At 65.5% G+C, this 18,796-nt stretch carries 20 protein-coding genes and 1 pseudogene; 9 read left to right on the forward strand and 12 right to left on the reverse strand.

The window, feature by feature from the left end:
• Nucleotides 1–325, reverse strand: a pseudogene (locus tag ACTJK8_RS28365) (hypothetical protein); the annotation flags it as partial.
• A 602-nt stretch (nt 326–927) separates the two neighbouring features.
• On the opposite strand from ACTJK8_RS28365, the gene ACTJK8_RS28370 reads away from it, so the two are divergent.
• The 3 genes from ACTJK8_RS28370 (at nt 928) to ACTJK8_RS28380 (ending at nt 2,719) form a co-directional block, all read left to right on the forward strand.
• The gene (locus ACTJK8_RS28370) at nt 928–1,260 is read left to right on the forward strand and encodes a hypothetical protein (protein ID WP_440762892.1); all 333 of its coding nucleotides are present in this window, start codon (nt 928–930) and stop codon (nt 1,258–1,260) included.
• Nucleotides 1,261–1,428: 168 nt separating this feature from the next.
• Nucleotides 1,429–2,262 carry a tetratricopeptide repeat protein gene (locus tag ACTJK8_RS28375; protein ID WP_440762893.1) on the forward strand — a complete coding sequence of 278 codons (834 nt, stop codon included), beginning with the start codon at nt 1,429–1,431 and terminating at the stop codon, nt 2,260–2,262.
• A 328-nt stretch (nt 2,263–2,590) separates the two neighbouring features.
• A complete protein-coding gene (locus ACTJK8_RS28380; RefSeq protein WP_280517591.1) occupies nt 2,591–2,719 on the forward strand; it encodes a hypothetical protein in 129 nt (42 codons plus the stop codon).
• A 270-nt stretch (nt 2,720–2,989) separates the two neighbouring features.
• Here the strand turns inward: ACTJK8_RS28380 and ACTJK8_RS28385 are convergent, their stop codons facing one another.
• The 5 genes from ACTJK8_RS28385 to ACTJK8_RS28405 all read right to left on the reverse strand — a co-directional run bounded on the left by ACTJK8_RS28385 (nt 2,990) and on the right by ACTJK8_RS28405 (nt 10,557).
• Entirely contained in the window at nt 2,990–4,714 is a 1,725-nt protein-coding gene (locus tag ACTJK8_RS28385; protein WP_440762894.1) for a hypothetical protein, read from the reverse strand.
• Between the two features lie 216 nt (nt 4,715–4,930).
• Nucleotides 4,931–7,984: a phage portal protein gene (locus tag ACTJK8_RS28390; RefSeq protein ID WP_440762895.1), complete on the reverse strand. Its 3,054-nt coding sequence runs from the start codon at nt 7,982–7,984 to the stop codon at nt 4,931–4,933.
• A 9-nt stretch (nt 7,985–7,993) separates the two neighbouring features.
• A complete protein-coding gene (locus ACTJK8_RS28395; protein ID WP_440762896.1) occupies nt 7,994–8,164 on the reverse strand; it encodes a hypothetical protein in 171 nt (56 codons plus the stop codon).
• 475 nt (nt 8,165–8,639) lie between these two features.
• Nucleotides 8,640–9,041 carry a hypothetical protein gene (locus ACTJK8_RS28400; RefSeq protein ID WP_440762897.1) on the reverse strand — a complete coding sequence of 134 codons (402 nt, stop codon included), beginning with the start codon at nt 9,039–9,041 and terminating at the stop codon, nt 8,640–8,642.
• Nucleotides 9,042–9,096: 55 nt separating this feature from the next.
• Complete coding sequence (locus tag ACTJK8_RS28405; protein ID WP_440762898.1) at nt 9,097–10,557, reverse strand: DnaB-like helicase C-terminal domain-containing protein; 1,461 nt, start codon at nt 10,555–10,557, stop codon at nt 9,097–9,099.
• A gap of 53 nt (nt 10,558–10,610) precedes the next feature.
• Here ACTJK8_RS28405 and ACTJK8_RS28410 point away from each other — a divergent pair, with 53 nt between their 5' ends.
• Nucleotides 10,611–11,006, forward strand: coding sequence for a hypothetical protein (locus tag ACTJK8_RS28410; RefSeq protein WP_440762899.1), 396 nt, complete (start codon nt 10,611–10,613; stop codon nt 11,004–11,006).
• A gap of 32 nt (nt 11,007–11,038) precedes the next feature.
• Here ACTJK8_RS28410 and ACTJK8_RS28415 read toward each other — a convergent pair whose 3' ends face one another.
• The gene (locus ACTJK8_RS28415) at nt 11,039–11,230 is read right to left on the reverse strand and encodes a hypothetical protein (RefSeq protein WP_440762900.1); all 192 of its coding nucleotides are present in this window, start codon (nt 11,228–11,230) and stop codon (nt 11,039–11,041) included.
• On the reverse strand, nt 11,227–11,484 hold the full coding sequence (locus ACTJK8_RS28420) for a hypothetical protein (RefSeq protein ID WP_440762901.1): 258 nt from the start codon (nt 11,482–11,484) through the stop codon (nt 11,227–11,229). The genes ACTJK8_RS28415 and ACTJK8_RS28420 overlap by 4 nt, the downstream gene beginning before the upstream one ends.
• Before the next feature lie 86 nt (nt 11,485–11,570).
• Here ACTJK8_RS28420 and ACTJK8_RS28425 point away from each other — a divergent pair, with 86 nt between their 5' ends.
• Nucleotides 11,571–11,876, forward strand: a complete 306-nt coding sequence (locus ACTJK8_RS28425) for a helix-turn-helix domain-containing protein (protein WP_440762916.1) — start codon at nt 11,571–11,573, stop codon at nt 11,874–11,876.
• Between the two features lie 2 nt (nt 11,877–11,878).
• On the opposite strand, the gene ACTJK8_RS28430 is transcribed toward ACTJK8_RS28425, so the two are convergent.
• Nucleotides 11,879–12,085, reverse strand: coding sequence for a hypothetical protein (locus ACTJK8_RS28430; protein ID WP_440762902.1), 207 nt, complete (start codon nt 12,083–12,085; stop codon nt 11,879–11,881).
• Nucleotides 12,086–12,324: 239 nt separating this feature from the next.
• The gene (locus tag ACTJK8_RS28435; protein ID WP_440762903.1) at nt 12,325–12,591 is read right to left on the reverse strand and encodes a hypothetical protein; all 267 of its coding nucleotides are present in this window, start codon (nt 12,589–12,591) and stop codon (nt 12,325–12,327) included.
• Between the two features lie 57 nt (nt 12,592–12,648).
• Between ACTJK8_RS28435 and ACTJK8_RS28440 the strand changes: the two genes are divergently transcribed.
• Nucleotides 12,649–13,614, forward strand: a complete 966-nt coding sequence (locus tag ACTJK8_RS28440; RefSeq protein WP_012320945.1) for a PLP-dependent cysteine synthase family protein — start codon at nt 12,649–12,651, stop codon at nt 13,612–13,614.
• A 299-nt stretch (nt 13,615–13,913) separates the two neighbouring features.
• A complete protein-coding gene (locus ACTJK8_RS28445) occupies nt 13,914–14,693 on the forward strand; it encodes a hypothetical protein (RefSeq protein WP_043074350.1) in 780 nt (259 codons plus the stop codon).
• A gap of 900 nt (nt 14,694–15,593) precedes the next feature.
• Here ACTJK8_RS28445 and ACTJK8_RS28450 read toward each other — a convergent pair.
• On the reverse strand, nt 15,594–16,049 hold the full coding sequence (locus tag ACTJK8_RS28450) for a carboxymuconolactone decarboxylase family protein (protein WP_440762904.1): 456 nt from the start codon (nt 16,047–16,049) through the stop codon (nt 15,594–15,596).
• Nucleotides 16,050–16,449: 400 nt separating this feature from the next.
• Between ACTJK8_RS28450 and ACTJK8_RS28455 the strand changes: the two genes are divergently transcribed.
• Nucleotides 16,450–17,001: an RNA polymerase sigma factor gene (locus tag ACTJK8_RS28455; RefSeq protein WP_012320942.1), complete on the forward strand. Its 552-nt coding sequence runs from the start codon at nt 16,450–16,452 to the stop codon at nt 16,999–17,001.
• Entirely contained in the window at nt 16,998–17,702 is a 705-nt protein-coding gene (locus ACTJK8_RS28460; protein WP_012320941.1) for an anti-sigma factor, read from the forward strand. Before ACTJK8_RS28455 ends, ACTJK8_RS28460 begins: the two co-directional genes overlap by 4 nt.
• Before the next feature lie 95 nt (nt 17,703–17,797).
• Here ACTJK8_RS28460 and ACTJK8_RS28465 read toward each other — a convergent pair whose 3' ends face one another.
• Nucleotides 17,798–18,367, reverse strand: a complete 570-nt coding sequence (locus ACTJK8_RS28465; protein ID WP_024831186.1) for a fasciclin domain-containing protein — start codon at nt 18,365–18,367, stop codon at nt 17,798–17,800.
• Between the last annotated feature and the right edge of the window lie 429 nt (nt 18,368–18,796).

The following is an 18,796-nucleotide window of genomic DNA, read 5'->3' on the forward strand; positions in this document are numbered from 1 at the left end:
GCGACGACCTGCACGCCGCCGCGGTTGCCGCCGAGACGTCGATGCGCATCCCGGAGACGTTGATGCCGGTGATCGCCCGCCACGCGGCCTGGATGCCGCCCTTGCCCGAGACGCGCGGGATCGCGTTTCGCAGGGGCGTGAGCACCGGGTAGAGCGACTTCGCGCCGAGTTCGAGGTCGTAGCAGGTCAGGCCGGAGGTGGGCGAGCTGGCCTGCGCGAAGGTCGACTTCTGCAGATCGATCCCGAGCTGCGCCAGGATCGGGTCGGTGAGCGGCTTGGCCTGCGCCTCCTTGAGGAGGGCGAGGACGTCGACGTGCTGGGTCATGGGGCGTGATCCTGTGCGGATGCACGGCCGCGCCGGCGCTGACCCGTCCCCGGGGCGCGGGACATCGGACGTAGAGGGGATGGTGGGCCCTGCGGCCCGTCGGGGGACGCGCGCGATCCGTCCCCGGACCCGCGGCGCGTCGAGAATGGTCGGTCCAGTGCCGGACGGTCTAAGTCAGGCTGTCGGTCTCCAGACCGACAATCTGCCTCGGGTGGATCGCTGCCGGTCCGTTTCCGAGCAACGGATGGATCGAACCGAACACAGCCCTAGGAGCCACTCTGGCCTCGATGCGTGCCGATAGGCACCGACTGTAACTCCAAGCCTCTGTCAAATCTGCTCGCAAGCACAACCCGTTGTCGAGTCTTCGGGGTGACTGCCACTTAATGTCTATCCACAAGATGGCAGTCGAAAACGCAGCCATCACGCCGCTTGTAGTTCAAAATTTAAGGACATTGAGGTCATCGGGTCTAAGGAAGGAATGTCGAAGAGACGCGATCAAATTGGACCGATCAGACCAGTCGAAAATCCTCGTCGTTGGCCAGGCTGGCGGAGTTACAAAAAGACATTCTGAAGCAAGGCGACAGAAAGGTTACGAGGCTGTGATGGGCGGCTTTTTTCGAGTTGAGTTCCAGGCGCGCACTGACCAAGCGTCCGGCTCTCTAGCGCTCGCCAACGGAAAGGTGGCGGGCCTAGACGTAGGCGGCGGTATCTATCGCGGCAGCTATGTCGAGGAAGGCGGCCGCGCACGGGGAACTGCAATCCTGTCGTTTCCTGACGGTGGCGAACTCGTGACGGGGATGCGTGTGCCTCCCGGAGCCGAAATCACAATACCATTTGATATCCCTGTCGGCAACTCGACCAACATTCATGGCACATCGGTTAATGTGGCCGGCCGTAGAGTTGACGTTATTTGGCGCCGTATTGCTGATTTGTAGATTTTAGCCAAATCATATAGCCTAATTGATAAACAGACGATATCATTGATTTGTAAATGTTGCAATCAACGGTGGATATAGTTATCACGTGTAGACCACAGGCCGAAAATTCATCATGGCGTAACATCGGAATACTCTATCAACACGAAATACGGAGCTAAAAGTATCATGAATTTTGGCAGAAAATCGATCACTGTCGCTGGATTTATGATCCTTTTCATCGCCAATGCCAATGCATTGCCGCTTACCCGAGCGCAGATCAATCAGTGCCAACCGCATGGCGGTGAGCGAAATGCGGAAGCAGATCTTGCGGCCTGCAATGCTGTCATCGACTCCGGCCTCTGGCGAGGCGCCATCTTGAAGATATTTATCTTCAATCGAGGCACGCTCCTGGCCGGGAAAGGAAATTTCGATCTGGCATTGAAGGATTTCGACAAAGCCATTCGACTCGATCGAAATTTTTCGATGGCTTACGTAGGGCGCGGCGAAATTCAAAGAGCAAAGGGCAACCTCGACGAGGCAGTCAAAGAATTCGATCAAGCAATCAAGTCCGATCCCAACAATGCACTCGGTTATCAGTACCGCGCTGCCGCCATGGAATTGAAGGGTAATTTCGATCAGGCGCTGAAAGACTATGGCAGTACGATCAATCTCAATCCTGATAATGCCGATATATATAATTCCCGGTGCTGGCTACGCGCAACCACGGGCACAGATCTCAAGGACGCGCTGGAAGATTGCAATAATTCTTTGAAATTGAAGCCAGATGAAGCGGACACGCTTGATAGCCGAGGATTGGTGAATACAAAATTGGGCCTCTATGACAAAGCAGTTGCCGATTATAGCGCCGCTCTGAAGCTGAAAGAGACGGCGGGGGCGTTGTATGGCCGTGGACTGGCCAAAAGACTGGGTGGGGACAAGGAAGGTGGCGATATCGATATCGCGAAAGCCGTTAAGATTGATGCGAACGTTGAAAAGGACTATTCATCATACGGTCTCTGATTATCAAGTAGTCCGGACCCAATCGAGGCGCGGGATAGCTCGAATTCCGTATATGGCAGAGGCTCGTATCGTTAGTCGTCGTGTCGCCTGCTGGCAATGCCGGGTGCGTTGAGTAGATGGCTATCAACCTGGACGCCGGTGCACCCGCTCATAACGCGCCGGGACATGAGCAATGGTCTCGGACATGAGTGCTTGATCCTGTTGCCGGTACCGTTCCGCACACGCGAAAGAGGAGAGCCAGAGTTTGTCTGAGCCGCAACCGCCCAAGCTTAAACATTCGTTAACTACGTTGCGCGATTTTACAACTGGTAGTTGAGGAGATTGGGCGATGGTCTGCGTGGCGCTGTTTTGTGGTGCGAGCCTGATCGTCGTCGCGGTTCTAGCGATTGTGCTTCAAGCAGAAATCGGTGTTCCGGCGCTCGAATGGGATGACGCGGAGAAGGCCGCGAATATCTGATCGGTAGCAGCGTTACGGAGCCGGTTGGGGACACTCCTGTCACTCGATAAGTGTAGGATCCGCTCCTGACAGCAACCAAGCCATCGCGCCTCGCATTCCCGTACAGCGCGATGCCGGTGTCGGCCGATGTGTCTGATCGATGCCTTGCGCCGAACTTGCCAGACCGAACACATTTGACTGCCTTGGAGCTGCGCCGGCGGCGATCCCGGTGCCCGAGTCGGGTTGCACGCCGTCGCGCGTCACCGGACGCAGGTAGCGGATCTGAACGCCTCAGCGCGCGAGCGGGAGGTGCTGCGGGTTCTGGTGTGAGACCTTGATCAGCAGGTCCGCGCGCGCCTCGGGGCTCATCTTGGCTAGGTGGTCGCGGATCGCGTCCACGGACGGAATGTCAGATGCACCGGAATCACCCTCACTGCCCTTCGTGACGGCGCGGCCCACGAGATGGCGCGGCACGGGCTGGTCCCCCACCATCTTCGCCAGCGCAGCGATTTGCGGCAGCACCTCGTCGGTCAGCGTCTTCTGCAGCGCGTCGCGCTGGCCGGTTATCTTGGCGAGTTCGGCGCGCACCGCCTCAATCGCATCACCGCCCTTGGTCAGGTCGGCGCTGACGACCTTCTCGGCCGCCTCACAGGTCGCCCCGAGGCTGCAGGCGTCGTCGTGCATGCGCTGGATCCGCTCCTGGTCCGTCCGGCTGTTGCGTGCCCCGATCTTGGCCAGCGCCCGACCGGCGGGGCTGTCGGCTGCCACCGCCTTCACCAGCGCGTCGTAGGCGGTGTCGGACAGGGGTCCCGCGGCCAGCGCCATCGCGGCGTCGGTCGGCGCGTCGTCCATCAGGTCCGCCATCTCGGCCGCGACCATGGCCTGCAGGAGCGCCACCCCCTGCGTGGCCCAAGCCTTCATCTGCCGGGGCAGCGCCGCGTCGCCGTCGGCGTAGACCACGTCGAACACCGCCGAACCGACCATGCTCTTGATCTTGCTCAGCAGCACCGCCAATCGCGACACGCCGTAGAGATCCTTGGCGAGGTCCGAACCGTCGGCCGCTTTGCCGACTTCGGCGTGGGCGCGCTTGCGCGGTCGCTCCGGAGGCTGTTGCGCGCTGCCGTAGGCGGCCGTTTCGCCGTCCCCGGCCCCGAGCCGCTTGCCCAAGTCGAACAGCGCGTCGAGCACCGGGCCGGCCGCGACCCGGGCCGAGGCTTCCGCGTCCTCGCGGGCATTGTGCGCCAGCGCGTCCGCCTTCTTGGCGAAGGTGCTGCCGTCCTTCGCCTTCCAGACCTGTTCGACCTCGCCGTCGCTCGCGGGTGCGGATCCAGGCGGTGGCTCGAGGGCGGGTTGCGTCTGGGCCAGCGCCGCCGCCTCGGCCACCTTCATCAGGGCTTCGCGCGCCGGCGCGACGAAATCGCCGACCGCGCCCGGCCGGCCAGCCGCCGCAGCCAGCTCCTCGGCCTTGGCGAAGACATCCGCGTTGGTCGGCTCGAGCGGCGCGCCGATCCTCACCGACTCGGCGAACGCGCGCGTCTCGGCCGCGCCGTCGACCTTCAGCACCTGGAACGTCGCCGAGGGCAGGCACGGCAGATCGACGAGGCTGACCTCGCTCGGGTCGGCCGTGTAGCGCATCAGGCCGTCCTCGCCCCGCCAGCGCTTGGCGTAGGCGCCGCCCTGCGAGAACCCCGTGTAGACGCCCTCCTCGACCTTCCGCCATTCCGCGTCGTCGACCACCTTCGCGTAGATCTCGATCTGCCGGGCGTCGTCGTTGAAGGCGATCTGCGTGACCTTGCCGGCCGCGACCTTGCCGTGCATCGCCCGCAGGTTGCCGAGCGAGCGGCCGTCGGTCGCCTTGGCGATACTGCCCGACCATTTCTCGTAGAGCGGCTTCGTCGAGGCGTAGTCGCAGACCTCGCCGGCCCGGTCCGGGGCCTCGGCGGTGGCCAGGCCGTAGACGAGCCGGTTGGCCGCATCGACCTTCGTCAGCGGCAGGAACAGGAACAGCTCGGGCATGACGGGCTCCGGCGGGAGGATAGTTTCCGATCGACCACCGGTCGTTTCTGACGTGGACCCAGCGTCATTCTGCGACTTTCACGCGGGCGCGGTGGCGGTTCGCCTTGACGTTGCTTGAATGCTCGGCGCAACCGGCGTAGCTCTTAATCAGGCGCGGACCCGTCGACCGTTTCGGACGTCAAGCCCAAGGGCGATCGCAAGATCGGGCACGCGGCGTCAGCGGGCCGCGCCACCTTGACCCCCGATCTTGTAGAACGTGTGCAGAGTCAGCGATCCGGTCCGCTTGCGCACTGCCAGCACCGCCTCGTAGGTCTGCCCGCGGATCGTGTGCCGGACAACGACGCCCTGAAGGCCCTGTCCGCGCGTCTTGCGGCCTCGCGTCACCGAGCCATGCCGGAGCAGCCGCGGCAGGTAGCTGTAGTCAATCGGAACAATCGGATTGGGATCGCCGCTGCTAGGGCCGTGCCGTCGGTCGATATGTCGGACGAACTCGGCGGTGGGGCCATGCCGCCAGCCATCCACGTTCCGCCCGGCATGGGCCGTGAAGCGATCGCCGTGAACGCGTCCGAGATCAAGCACGTCCTGATGCGCTCGGTCGGCCAGGGCCCGCACCGCCAGCCGCTTGGCCGCCCGCCCCGACCCGCCTGCGCCCGCGAACTCACCGGTGTCCGGATCCCGCGGATGCTTCGACGGGTCGAACGCCTTGTCGATCGAAGCGTCGTCCTCGACGACGGGCACCACCACACAGCGGCAGGAGGGAGGCGCGGGCGTCGCGTCGTCCCCGCTAGAAAACGCGTCCTCGAGATCGATCGCGCCGGCATCCGCGTTGGCTTGGCAGACCGCGCAGCAGCCCTCTTCCGCCCACCACGCCTTGCGTACCGCGATGCCGTCCTCGGCAGCCCCCCGGTAGCTCTCCAGCGACGCCGCGCCGTTGGCGCTGGCAACCTCGTACTCGGCGATGCGCGCCGCCCATTCTTCCGAGAAGGCGTAGTCCGCCTCGATCGCCTCGGCGATGGCGTCCAGACCGAGATTCTGCTCCAGGCCCGTCGCGATGGTCTCGCGCAGCCGGTCGCGAGTCGCCTCTGTGATCACCATCCGCGCGTCGGCCGACGGCACGAGTCGCCCGTCGGCGTCGAAGCGCATCTCGGCCGCCCGGGCCCTGGCTGCGGCGACCGCCCGGGTGTTCACGCGGTTGACCAGCTCTTCACGGCTGGCGGCGCCAATCTGCACCAGAGCGCGGCGGCTCGCATCGGCGGCGACGGCCTCCAGCTCGTCGGCCACCTCCGGCGCGACCGCGCGCAGATCGGCGAAGTCGAACTCGTCGAGAAAGGCGTCCAGCGCGCGGCGCAGCGCGTCAGCGTCGTCGGGCTCCGGTTCGGCCTTGGTGAGCTTGCCGCGCCCGCGCAGCTCGGCGACCACGTCAGAGCGGGTAGCCGCCAGAGCTGTCTCCAGCAGCCCCGCAATCGCATGCATGGCCCGGCGCGTCGCCGGCCGGTCGAAAGGGACGGGAGCGGCCGGCCTCCAGACCCGGCGCTTGGTGAGTGCCGCACCGGCGGCCTTGTGAGCCGGCGCTGGCAGATGCGCGATCTGGGTCGTGAGGCGGCCGCGCAGATCCTCCAGGGCCGCCACGATGGCGCTGCAACGATCCGCGCCGAGGCCGCCTCGTCGGATCGCGTCGATCATCGTGTCGAGCGCGGCGTCCACCGCCTCGGCGAGCCGGTCTCGTATCCGTTCGCCAGCGGCGGCGTTCCCGGCCGCCTTACCGAACCCGAGCGCGCCGGCGAGGTGGTCGAGCATGCGCGCGACCTCCTCGTCGTCGTAGCCGAGATGCGCGCCGATGTGGCGACCGGCCGTGACCAGCGCGTCGCCAAGCAGGTAGTTCTCGGCGATCCAGACCGCCGCTTCGACCGCGGCCGGCACCGTGCCGCCCGACGCGGCGCTGACGATGGCTCCGCCCGCGATGGCCGCCCCGCCGATGGCGGTGCGCAGCACCGTGCGCTTGAACGCCGCGCGCTCCGCGGCCTCGCCCGCTTCGCCGCCTGCGCTCCCATCGGTCCAGCGCCCGCGCGCGTCCCGCGGCTGAGCCTCGTCGAACTTGCCGAGCAACTTGCCGACGGCGTCGGAGGGGCCGTCGCTCCGATCCTCGGCGCGCTGCCCAGGGTCGCCGAATCCGCCCGCTTCAGGTGGCGGCCCGAACGCGTCGAGCGCCGCCTTCTTGCCCGCCAGCGTGTTCGCGTCGATCGGCACGAGGCTCGCGCCGGTCATCACCATCAGGACGTCGGCGGCCGGGCTCAGATCGGGATCGAGCCCGAGGAGCTTCCGGCCCTCGTTGAGCCGCATCAGCCCACCCGCGGTCAGCCCGCGCAGGCGCTCGGCCTGCGCGGGCTCGTCGATCTGCTCGTCCTCCTGCCACGCGAACTCCAGCTCGGGCGCGGCGAGGTCGTCGGCGATCACCTCGTCGATGACGGCCTTGATCCAGTCGAGCAGCGGCGCGAGACCTTCCTCCTCGGCGAGTTCCTTCTGCGTGTCGGCCGAGGCGCGGTTCATCTGCTTGATCAGCGCTTGGGGCGAGATCGAGAAGGCGAAGCACACCACCCGCGACAGCCACTCGTCGAACTCGCCCTTGAGCTGGGGCTCGCTGGTCTGGTGGAGCGCGACCTTGCCGGGCACGAAGCGGGCGCGCCGCCGGGCGGCTAGGTTGTCGGTGAAAAGCGAGTCCCAGTAAGTCTGATAGGTCGCGATCTGGTCCGGCCCCCAGGTCTCGGGCACGCCGATCAGCGCGTCCGGCACGGTGCCGCTGGTGAAGTACTCCAGGGTCATTACCTGCCGGCGCAGGGCGATGTTGACCGTGGTCATCACCTGCTCGACCGGCGAGAAGCCGTAGACGCGGTCGGTGCGCAGGTTGCGCGGGCGGTAGAGCAGCTCGCGGGCGGTGTCGTTCACCGCCGGCAGGCCCTTCAGGATCTGCTGGTCGGCCTCGGGCCAGACGGTCTGGCCGCCCTGCACCCACGGCATCGGCATCCGGCCGTCTTCCCCGAGGATCGGCTTGATGGTGGCGCCGTCGACGGGCTCCAGCGCGAGGAGATCACCCGCGCGAGAACGCTGCTTGAAGGTGGTCCAGGCGTCGAGGACGAGCACGTCCTCAAGGCTCATGCGCAGCCAGTCGGTCCAGGGGTGGACGCCGTCGGGCTTCGCGAGGAAAGCCGTGACCGCAGCAGCCTTCGCGGCGGCGGGCTTCCCCCTGTCGCGCGGCTTGATTGCCCACCTCATGCGGGCGGCCTAGTCCTTCCGGGTCTCGATCACGAGCCGCAGCAGATCGTAGCCGTCGGCGAGCCGGCGCAGCTGCGCGAACGAGACCGGCTCGTAGGCGCGCGCGGTGGTGTTGAGGTTGTAGCCGGGCGGGTAGTCGAAACGGCGCCCGGCGACTTCCGCCGGCGCTAAGGGGCGCATCGACGCGGATGGGCCGAACCAACTAGGCTCATGGCCCGCGATCGAGCTGGAGCCGGCGCTGCCGTAGGTCAGGGTGTAGGCCAATGGGGCGAGCGACACGCCAGCCGCGCCGCCACGTGTCGCTAAAGCCAACTGCGAGTGCCCTTCGGTGAAGCCTCAGAATGTGTCTGGACGGCACGAAACTGCTTGTGACCAGAGGTCTAAGATTGGAGCCGTCGACTTCCGATCCGATCTTTCGGCTACCTGCGAGGATACCCTGTGAGCGGACGCTATGGGATACGACTGGCCGTGCTCATAGAGTTGACGTATGGAGCCTAGCCGAACGACCTTCCGCGAAACCTGCTATATGCTACAGAGAGGGTATCTCCGACCCTACTCGCATGATTTGGTAGCGGTGGTAAGTCCGAAGTAGTGCGCGCGCAGGCAGCGCTGTTCTCTATACCGGATGACTTATTTGCATGACAGAGCTTCATTATCAATCTGACATATTTGACGATTTCCATTGGCCTGAAATTTTGATTTCGCGCTGGATATTCATTGTATATCGGCAAAAATTATTACCAATTCCTGCGCCGAACGTTCGTGGACCATTCGGCGAATGAGGCGCCGGCGGTTCGGGCGTGAGCGGCTTCTGCGGTTTGTCGATGCGCTGATGATGCCAGCCGGTGACGGCCAGAAACTCTTTTTCCTCAACGGTATAGATCCGGATCAGACCGTTCGCCGACAGTTCCTGGAGCATTCCGAGGATGTCCGACGCCGTGACGTCGCCGATGGCAGGATCTGCGCCTTGATCCGCTTCGGCGACAGCGCCATCCGGCCGGCGTCGTCTCAGAAGTTCCAGAGCCCGATGAACAGAAGGCGTGCCAGCGGCGCGCATCCCATGACCTGCTCGGAGGTCCAGAACTCGGGTTTGATCGTCCGGATGCGCGCCATCAGAGCGGCCCTCTCGTCGTCTGGGCGATGGCCGAGTGGGCCATGTCGCACCACAGGCGCAGGGTCGGGGTCGGACCCGCGCGGTTCTTGCCGAGGATCAGTTCGAGGCTGTTCTGCTTGTCGATCAGGCGCTGGCCCGTCTCGGGATCGTTCGTCGCCTTGAACTTGCGCTCGAGGTAGACGGCCTCGCGGTAGAGCAGCAGGACCGCGTCGGCGTCCTGCTCCAGTTCGCCCGAGTCGCGCAGGTCCTCCTTGCTGGGGCGGCGGTCGAGGCGGCTCTCCTTGTCGACCTCGCGGTTGAGCTGTGCGAGCAGCACCACGCAGACGTCCTCGGTCTTGGCGAGCTGCTTGAGGGCGGCGGAGATCTCGCCGATCTCGAGCACGCGCTGGCCCTGGTAGTGCTCCGAGGCCCGGATGAATTTCAGGTAATCGATGAACACGACGCCGAGGCCGCGCCCGAGTCGCGCGAGATGGCGCTTCTCGGCCTTCACCCCGAAGGCGATCTGCGCGACCGAGAGCGGGGAGCGGTAATCGACGCGCAGGAGCAGCTGTGCCAACCGCCTCTGCGCCGCCTCGATCCGTCCGAACGCCTCGTCGTCGAGGTCGCGGCCGGCCATGATCCGGCCGAACGGCAGCGAATGACCCGGGCGGTAGGCGAGGTCGGCGAGGTAGCGGGCCCATTGCTGCTCCGGGGTCACCTCGGCCTGGAAGACGAGCACGCCGGCGGTGCGAGCCGCACATCGGGACAGTGTGGTGAGGGTGACCGTCTTACCCATGCCGGGGCGTCCGGCCAGGATCCACAGCTCGCCGCGCTGGAAGCCCCCGTTCGTGGCGCGGTCGAGTTCGACGAGACCGGAGGAGATCGCGGTCGAGGCGATGGTCCCCTCACGCAGGCCGCGCACGCGGTCCAGCATCCAGGCGCCGCCATCCGCGGCCGAGCAGCCGTCGAGACGGCTGGCCGGACCGGGCGCGCCGATGTCGAGCAGCGCGTGCTCCGTGCGCTCGATCAGGGTGCTCGGCGCATCGTCGAGAGACGCCTCGTAGGCGCGAGTCGCCAAGTCCTCGCCGATGGCGATGAGCCGGCGCCGGACGGCGAGGTCGTGGATCGTGCGGCCGTAAGCGCCCGCGTTGATCACTGTGGTGGCGTCGGTGGCCAGCGGCGCGAGGTACTGGATCACCGTCTGGCCGCCGGAATCCGCGTCGCCCAGGTAGGTCTTCAGGGTGATCGGCGTGGCGACGGTTCCGGCGCTGATCAGGGCGCCTGCCACCGTGAAGATCTTGCGGTGCGCCTCCTCCATGAAGTGGTCGGGCAGCAGGAAGTCCGCCACGCAGCGATAAGCGTCATTGTTGACCAGGATCGCGCCGAGCAGCGCCTGCTCGGCATCGACGTTGTGCGGGGGCACCCGGTATTCTGGCCGGATCGTCTCGAGCCGCGCCGAGATAGCGTTGGGGAGGCTCATGTTCTCGGCCTCCGACACGGCCACGGCAGCCCAGCAATCTCAGGCGGAGACGCATGGCCGGGCGGGGCAGCATCGGCTGCGCATTCATCGTCGGCAGAGCCATCTTCTTCACCGGTCCGCGACTGGCAGTTTCCGCGCCGGCCGATCAAGATGTTGTCGACACGTCCGATCGTATCCGTGAGTCGATCGGTGGCAAAGTTGCGGCTTATGGAGGCCGGGACATGACCATCAAGCCCGAAATCCATCCATTGGCCGGATTTCACATCATCCCGTTACCAGGACCTGGCGGGACCTACGTCGTGATGATCACGGGAAGTCGCGCCGAAAACGTTAGCCCGTCGTCCGAACCTGTGATGCATAGTGCCGGCATGCGCTTGAAACAGGCGCGTTCCCTGGCCGCCGCGCTTCTTGAGGTGGCCGACATTGCCGCGGCGATGGACGCGGAGTGACCCGCTCCCGATCGGCACTGGCGAGGTGAGGGTCACGCGATCGTCCATGTCTCGGTGTCGCGAGCCATCCGGCGGCAGACCGAGATGATTTCCTCTCGCGACGCCTCGCGGACCGTGGAGACCCTCCCGTCGACGGTCCGCCGCGGCGGCGAAGAGTTCTCCCGGAACGACGCTCGGCGGCGATCGGCAAGAACGATCTCGGAGGGGGCGAGGCGCGCGCTCATGCGGCGACGCCGGAGGCGCCATCGTCCTGATCGTCGACCATGCCCCAAAGCCTGGGTGAGGCCGCTCGTCCTCGCCGCGCTAGGGCCCGGTTCAGCGCGAGGAAGGTATCGGCGGGGAAACGGCCGCGTGCCGCCTCCCGCCAATTGGACACTGCCTTCGGCTTCGCGCCGACGATCTCGCCCGTCGGGCCATTGCCGCCGAGCAGGTCGATCACCGCATCGGTGGTTCGGAGGAGGGCGGGCGCTTCATGCATGTCCGCAGAATGTCCACTTATCGTGGATAAATCCAGTCCACAAATCGTTTCTAGCCACGGATCGTGGACAGACGCATTGTGTGGCCATGACCGAGAGAAGTGATCCGCCGGAAAGTCAGGAGTCGATCGGCCGCCGCCTGCGCGAGACACGCGAGGCGCTGGACCTGTCGCCGCGCGAGTTCTGCGAGGCGGTCGGCTTCTCCAAGACGCAGCTTGAGAACTACGAGGCAGGCCGCCGGCTGATGAAGCCGGCCATGGCCGTTCTCGTGATCAACGCCTTTCCGAATGCTAAGCTAGACTTCAACTGGATCTATCACGGCGACCTCGCCGGGACCTCGCACGGTTTCGCACAACGGATACTCGCCCAACGCGGCTCAGAGCGAGCAGCCTGACCTCAGCTCGCGATCTTGAGTTCACGCTTCGTCGGCTCCGCGCACTCTTCCTCCTCCCCGGAATGAAGATAGTTGGTCGCTAGCCATCGCGCGTGCTCAATAATGGCTGGTGCTTTTTCCTTGTCTTGAGGCAATTGGATCACTATCTGCAAGCCAAGCGCCTTGATGTGATGATCGGCGTGGCTAAGTTGCCCCTTATTATTCGACATGACGCAACCCCCATGTAGCCCTTGATCTTAGTTTGTCTGTGTGGGACGCCCCAGAGGGAAGCGTCTGAGCAGTGGTGAAGCCGGAGTAGCGAGCCTCGTATCCACGATTTGTGGACATAATGGCTTGAAGTGTCCACGGATCGTGGATAATAATGGCCCATCGCCTTAGCGATGGAGTCGCGGATGTCCATCTTCCCCGCCCGACAGCCTGGTACCGACACGCTTCGGCATCCATCCGACTACTGGATCACCGCGCTCGACGGCGCCTGGGCTGCCGCAGCGCTCGCGGGCTCGAGGCCGAGGGCTTTGACTGCCTGGCGGCCGCACGCCACTGGCTCGAGGGGCGCGAGGCCGAAGAGGCTGACGAGCTGGCGGCAATCGCAGACTTCGAAGCCGACCAGATCCGCGAGGCCGCCTGACCATGGCCGGCCATTCACTCGATCCCTGCCTGTCTGCTTGCGGTCGGTGGATGAACTGAAGCGGACATGGCGGCGGGACATGCTCACGACCGCGAGCGACCTCGATATCTCCCGAAGGCTGGATGCTCCTGCTACGATCCCTCGATGCGCCCCACATCGCTGTCCCCATCTCCTTCGACTGCGCGGATCAAGCCTTCCGCCCTCGACCTGATCGGCCATACGCCACTGATCGCCCTCGACCGCATCCACCGTGGCCCCGGCCGCATCCTGGCGAAGGCCGAGTTCATGCAGCCCGGTGGGAGCGTCAAGGATCGGGCGGCCCGTGCCATCGTCCTTGCCGCGCGTGAGGACGGGCGTTTGGCCCCCGGTGCGCCCGTTGTGGAGATGACCAGCGGCAACATGGGAGCCGGTCTCGCGGTGGCCTGCGCAGCGCTGGGGCATCCCCTCGTGGTCACGATGTCCGCCGGGAACAGCCCCCAGCGTGCCCGGATGCTCGAAGCGCTCGGGGCCGAAGTTATTCTGGTGCCGCAGATCGACGGAGCAGCTGGGCAAGTCACCGGGGCGGACGTAGACGCGGCGGCTGATGCGGCGGCGCGCATCGCGGAAGATCGGGGCGGCTATTACGTCAACCAGTTCCACGCGCCGGAGTGTATGCGCGCCCACCGCGAAACGACCGGGCCGGAGATATGGGAGCAATCCTCCGGCCAGGTCGATGCCTGGGTGGCCGCCGTAGGGACCGGTGCGACTTTCCTCGGAGTGGCGGCGGCATTGAGGGAACGTAATCCCCACGTGATCTGCGCCGCCGTCGAACCGGAGGGATGTCGCCCCCTGGCGGGATTATCAGTCACAAAGCACCGCCACCTCATCCAGGGCACAAGCTACGGAAGCATCCCCCCACACTGGAATGGTGATCTGATGGACCTGTCTATTCCCGTAACCGATGAGGAGGTGGAGCGCTGGCGTAGAGGGCTCGCGACGCAGGAGGGCTTGCACGTCGGCTACTCGGCCGCTGCCAACGTAGCTGCGGCTGCTGCGCTGTTGTCGTCCGGACGCCTTCCAGCCGACGCAATCGCCGTGACCGTGCTGTGCGATACAGGCTTGAAATACTGAGGCCCACATCCCGCGCCTATCACGCCGATCCGAGGTTGCCGGACGGAGACGAATGTCCGCTTCCGGGAAGCGCCCGCGGCGGTGCGGGCGACTGACATGGGTCGAAAGCAGGCCGTCCGCTCACGGTGGTTTTGCGACGGTCCGCTTTTGGACGGAGAAGCATCGAAGCGGACGTCGCTGCCGTGCCTGCTTCCGACGCCGGGCGGGCTCCCAAGGGACCTGCTTATAGGCATTCAGCAGCGCAGATTTCGGCGCGGTGGTTGGTGGTTTCATCGGGCGCCTGTTGTAAGATCGGAACTATGCCCGGCATCTTCGATTGGCTCAGCAACCGTAGGTCGTCCGAACAGCGTGGCCCTGCTGTCGCGACGCACTCGGATATGGCAGCTGGGGATGCGCCCGGCGAACTCTATGCCCTTCTCTCGGCTCGGCTTGGCGACTACCCGCCCGACACGCCGCTCCATCGCGGTGATCCAAGGGGTCTGACGCCGGAGCAACGCGCCGAGAACCTAGCCCAGTTTCTCGCCCGCGACCCCAATCGGATCGCCGTCCTCGTCTCTTGGCTTGCCCGAGAAGGGCTCGACGGAGCGGCGGTGCTGAAGGGCGACGAAGCGGCGCTGGCGGAGGGTCGACGGATCGATGCGTGGCTTGCCGGCTGGGTCCCGCACCGCCCCTTCGATCCCGTTCTGGGCGATAGCGAGGTCGGTCCGCCGCGCGCCCGCTGGTTTGCGAGCGACCGCGCGGGTGCGGATCTCGTGTTCAGCTTCGTCTCCGATCTGGCACGGCTCAACGCCGCGGCCATCGCTGCAGCTGATCCGTTGTTCTCTTGGGCGGTTGTAGAGGATGCGCTCGAGGCTGCGGCCACCGCCGACCCGGTCGACAACCCCCATGGGGAGCCGAGTGACCGGCGTTACCACCTCTGTCTTGTCAGGGACACTCACGACGGCTCGATGCCGATTGTCCTCGACGTACCGCTCGCGATGCTCTGCCTGGTGCATGGGCGCATGTCGCCGCTCGGCCTACCGGTACCGGCGGAGTTCCCGATCGGGCTGCATGCGATCCGGTCGGGCGCCTATGCTTGACAGCCTTCTTCGCGAGCGATCGCAAGCTGCAAGAGCTGCTCGGGGTGGAAGGCGGCTTGTCCGCTTCCAAAGAGCAGCGGCATCGAAGCGGCCGTAATTGCCTCCTCGCCCAAAAATATTACACCAAACAGGGCGGTCGAAATTGTGTTGTCGAGATTTTCCGGGTGCGCCTATCAATCCAAATCAAAAAAACAAGTAGCTCGCCTTATCATGATTAACGTTCAGAGCGGGCGAATGTTGGCGCTTCGATGGCCTTCAAACAGCAGAACGCGCCCGATTTTGCCAGCTCGTTCGGGGCGCACCGGTCGAGCGTGGGTGTCCGCACATCTCAAATTGATGATGTGGGCGCTAACAGCTACTGGAATAGAGCCTTTGACCGATCTTTTGCTTCGGTATTTAGCTGCCCCGATCCAGCGCACCACCCAGTGCTCTCGCCCTCGGCGCAAGGCCGGGGGCTGCTCCAACTTGACTATACGCCAAGTCAGACGTCTACCATCGCGCTTGGCTGAAGACATGAGTGTGGCCCCCGATGACTTCTGATACGAGGGGCAGTCAGTTGCGCTCTTTCCTTTGACGGACTTTGATCTTCATCAAACCACGCGAGGTCCATAGCGCGTGAACCATGTCCTCCCTATCAGGCGTCGCCTATCAGCCTGTTCAGTGGGGCGGTGGGGCCCACGTACCCCGAGACTGGGAGGCGCGCCGGCTGGATGAGGCGGGCAGCAACCAGACCGCCAAGCGATCGAACGGCTGCTTACAGGCAACGCGCCAGCTGCCATGAATGGAGAGGTTGGGTCGGTAGCTGGCCGTCCGCTCGGGGTGGAAAGCTTCCGGTCTGCTCATCGATTGGCAGCCCGGGAAGCTGCCGTCGCCCCAGCCATGGTCGTGTTCGGAAGGGGCTCAGGCTTTCGCGACGACGGGAAGCCGGAAGGGCGCTCCGAGTCGATTAAATGCGTTCATCGCCGCGATGGCGATCGTGAGGTCCACGAGATCCTTTGCCGTGAAAGCCGCGCTCGCGGCCGCATAGGCTTCGTCGGAAGCGTGCGTCTCGCTGACCAGTGTGACTTCCTCCGCCCACGCGAGCGCAGCTCGGTATTGGTCGGAGAACAGGTGGGGCACCTCGGCCCAGACTGGAACCAGGGCGACCTTCTCGAACGGCATCGTCTTGAGGAGATCACGGGAATGTAGGTCGATGCAATGCGCGCAGCCATTGATCTGCGACACGCGCAAGAAGACGAGGTGGATCAGTTCGTGGGGAAGGTCGGTGCCCGTGGTGATGTAGTGGTGGATGCCGAAGAACGCCCTCGCGCCCTCCGGCGCCACCTCAGTCCAGATTAGCCGCTTGTTTTGACTCATGACGGATCCCGGTGCTCGGAACGCCGGAGATCGACGTTCGAAGCTACGACGAGCTGGCCCGCAAAGATGTGACATGCCACGCCACATTCCTGCTCGACAGGCGGACACGTGTCTCGTTCACGCTCGGACGTCCGCTTCGAAACAGGCTCTCCGAGGCATCCGCCGACCGGATTGGGGCGACCGCGGAAAGTCCCTTTGCGAGGGATCGGTCAACCTCCGCATCCCGCCCTCAGCGATATCTCCGCAGCCGCCGCTCCGAGGATTTTGAAAGCGGCCACTTCGAGGCCCGCTCAGCGGGGCTATCGCGCGTGAGGGATCGTCACGGCTAGGCAGTTTGGGTTAAAGCAGCATCCGGTTGGGCGTCCGATAGAAGGCGCCTGGGAGTTTGTAGGGAGCCAACTTGGCCGACGACGCCACGCTGCGCCGACTGCTCGCTGGTATCGCCCGGGGAGAGGCAAATCGGCTGGCCGAACTCTACGATCTCACGAGCCCGAAACTTTACGGCCTGATCCTGCGTATCCAGCGTGACCGTGGCTTGGCCGAGGACGTGCTTCAGGACGTCTACATGCGCATCTGGCAGGCCGCGGGCAGCTACAAGCCCGAGGCCGGGCCGCCGCTGCCGTGGCTCTGCACCGTCGCCCGCAATCGCGCCATCGACAGCGTACGGCGGAAGGTCGAGCATCAGGGCCCGGAATTGGATACCGGCGAGGATTGGGTGGCGCGGCTGATCGATCCGCACGATGGGGCGGCAGATTTCATGGACCGGAGCGCCCTCCTGGCCTGCCTCGGCCGTCTCGACCCCAAGCACCGGGACTGCGTCGTGCTGGCCTATTGCGAAGGGCAATCTCGGGAGGATTTGGCGCGGCACTTCGACCGGCCGGTCAACACCATCAAGACTTGGCTGCACCGGTCACTCGCAGGCCTCAAGTCCTGCCTGGAGGCTGTCTCGTGAGCGGCAGCGGCCAGCCCGGCATGGACCCGACGTCCGAGCATGACATGCGCGCGGCCGAGTACGCCCTCGGGACACTCGACGCGCGGGAGCGGGCGGCGCTGGAGCGCGAGGCGAGCCAAGACCCCGGCACGGCCAGCCGCATCCGCGAGTGGGAGCGGCGCCTGGCGCCGCTGATGGAGGCCGTGCCGCCCGTGGCGCCGCCGCCGCGGGTCCGCGAAGCGCTGCTGCGCGCGCTGCCAGACGCGACCGACGTAGCGCGAGGTGAGCTTCGCCACCTGCGGCGGCAGGTGAGGCGCTGGCGGATCGCCGCGGCAGGGTCAGGCCTGCTCGCCGCGGGCCTCGCGCTGTTCGTGGCAGTCGGGCCGTCACGAACCCCGGCGGGAGGGCGCTATCTGGCTGTCGTGCAGGGAGGCGGGGCGCTGCCGGCGCTGATTGTGCGTGTCGACACGCAAACCGGCCTCGCAGAAGTCAGGCCCGTCGGTGCCGACGCGCCCGCCGGGCGGAGTCTGGAATTGTGGTACGTCGGCGCAGGAGGGGCAAAGCCACTCGGCCTCGTCGGAGCGGCGCCAAGTCAGGTGAGGCTACCGCAGGACACCGCACCGGACGGGGTAATCGCGGTCTCGGTCGAGCCGCCCGGAGGCTCACCGAGCGGCCAACCCACGGGTCCGGTGATCTACACCGGCAAGCTCATCGCCGAATGACCGGGCGCGGCGGGCACGCCTGCCGGCGCTCGCGTGATCTGAAAGGCCACGCGCTGTCGAGGCCCGCAGCCCTCACGGGCCGCGGGCACTGCGCGTTACGGCATCAGCACGGCGTTGATGACGTGGATGACGCCGTTCGACTGCATGACGTTCGGGATGGTCACCGTCGCGGTGTTGCCCTTCTGGTCGGTGACGAGAACCTTCTTGCCCTGCACCTCGACGGCGAGTGGTTCGCCCTCGACGGTGGTCAGCACGCCCTGTCCACCCCCCTTCTTGGCCAGCGCCATCAGGTCCTTGGCGGTGTAGACACCCGGGACCACGTGGTAGGTCAGGATCTTCGTCAGCGTCGCCTTGTTCTGCGGCTGCACGAGGCTTTCCACCGTGCCCGGCGGCAGCTTGGCGAAGGCGGCGTTGGTCGGCGCGAACACCGTGAACGGGCCCGGGCCGTTCAGCGTATCGACGAGGCCCGCGGCCTTCACGGCAGCGACGAGGGTGGTGTGATCCTTCGAATTGACCGCGTTCTCGACGATGGTCTTCTGGGCGTACATCGGGGCGCCGCCGACCATCGGGTTCTTGGCGTAGGCCGCGCCGCTGGCTCCGAGGCTGAGCGCGAGGGTCAGGGCGAGCGCCTGGGCCGTGCGGCGGCCGGTGTTCTGAGTGAGCATCGTGTTTCCTTCAGTCCGAACCCCGATGAACGGGGCAGCGTGGGCCCTTACGAGGCCATCGGAGAGAAAGTTTCGCGGGATGAATGCAAACGGCCGGGAGGCGATCGCCTCTGCTCCCATCCCGTCTGAACGAACCTGAAATCGCCACAGACGGCGATTTTCAGCATCCAGGGTGACGATGGTGGCGCCGGAGCCGGGCCGGAACGCCTGCGTCAGGAGCCCGTCGAAGGACAGGGCCGAGGTCGAGCGGTCGACGGTTCCGAGCGCCGCGGCGGTCTGGGTGCCCGCGGCCGTGGCGGTGATCAGGACCGAGGTGATCGTGGTGATGGCGCCCAGCACCTCGGCGCCGGCCGGGCCCCAGAACCACGCGTAGCCGAGCGCGCCGGGCACCGGGTCGACCGAGGCCGCGATCGACCCGGTGGCGCCGGT

It is taken from the genome of Methylobacterium sp. 22177 (genome assembly GCF_052045615.1).
GTDB classification, from domain to species: Bacteria; Pseudomonadota; Alphaproteobacteria; order Rhizobiales; family Beijerinckiaceae; genus Methylobacterium; species Methylobacterium radiotolerans.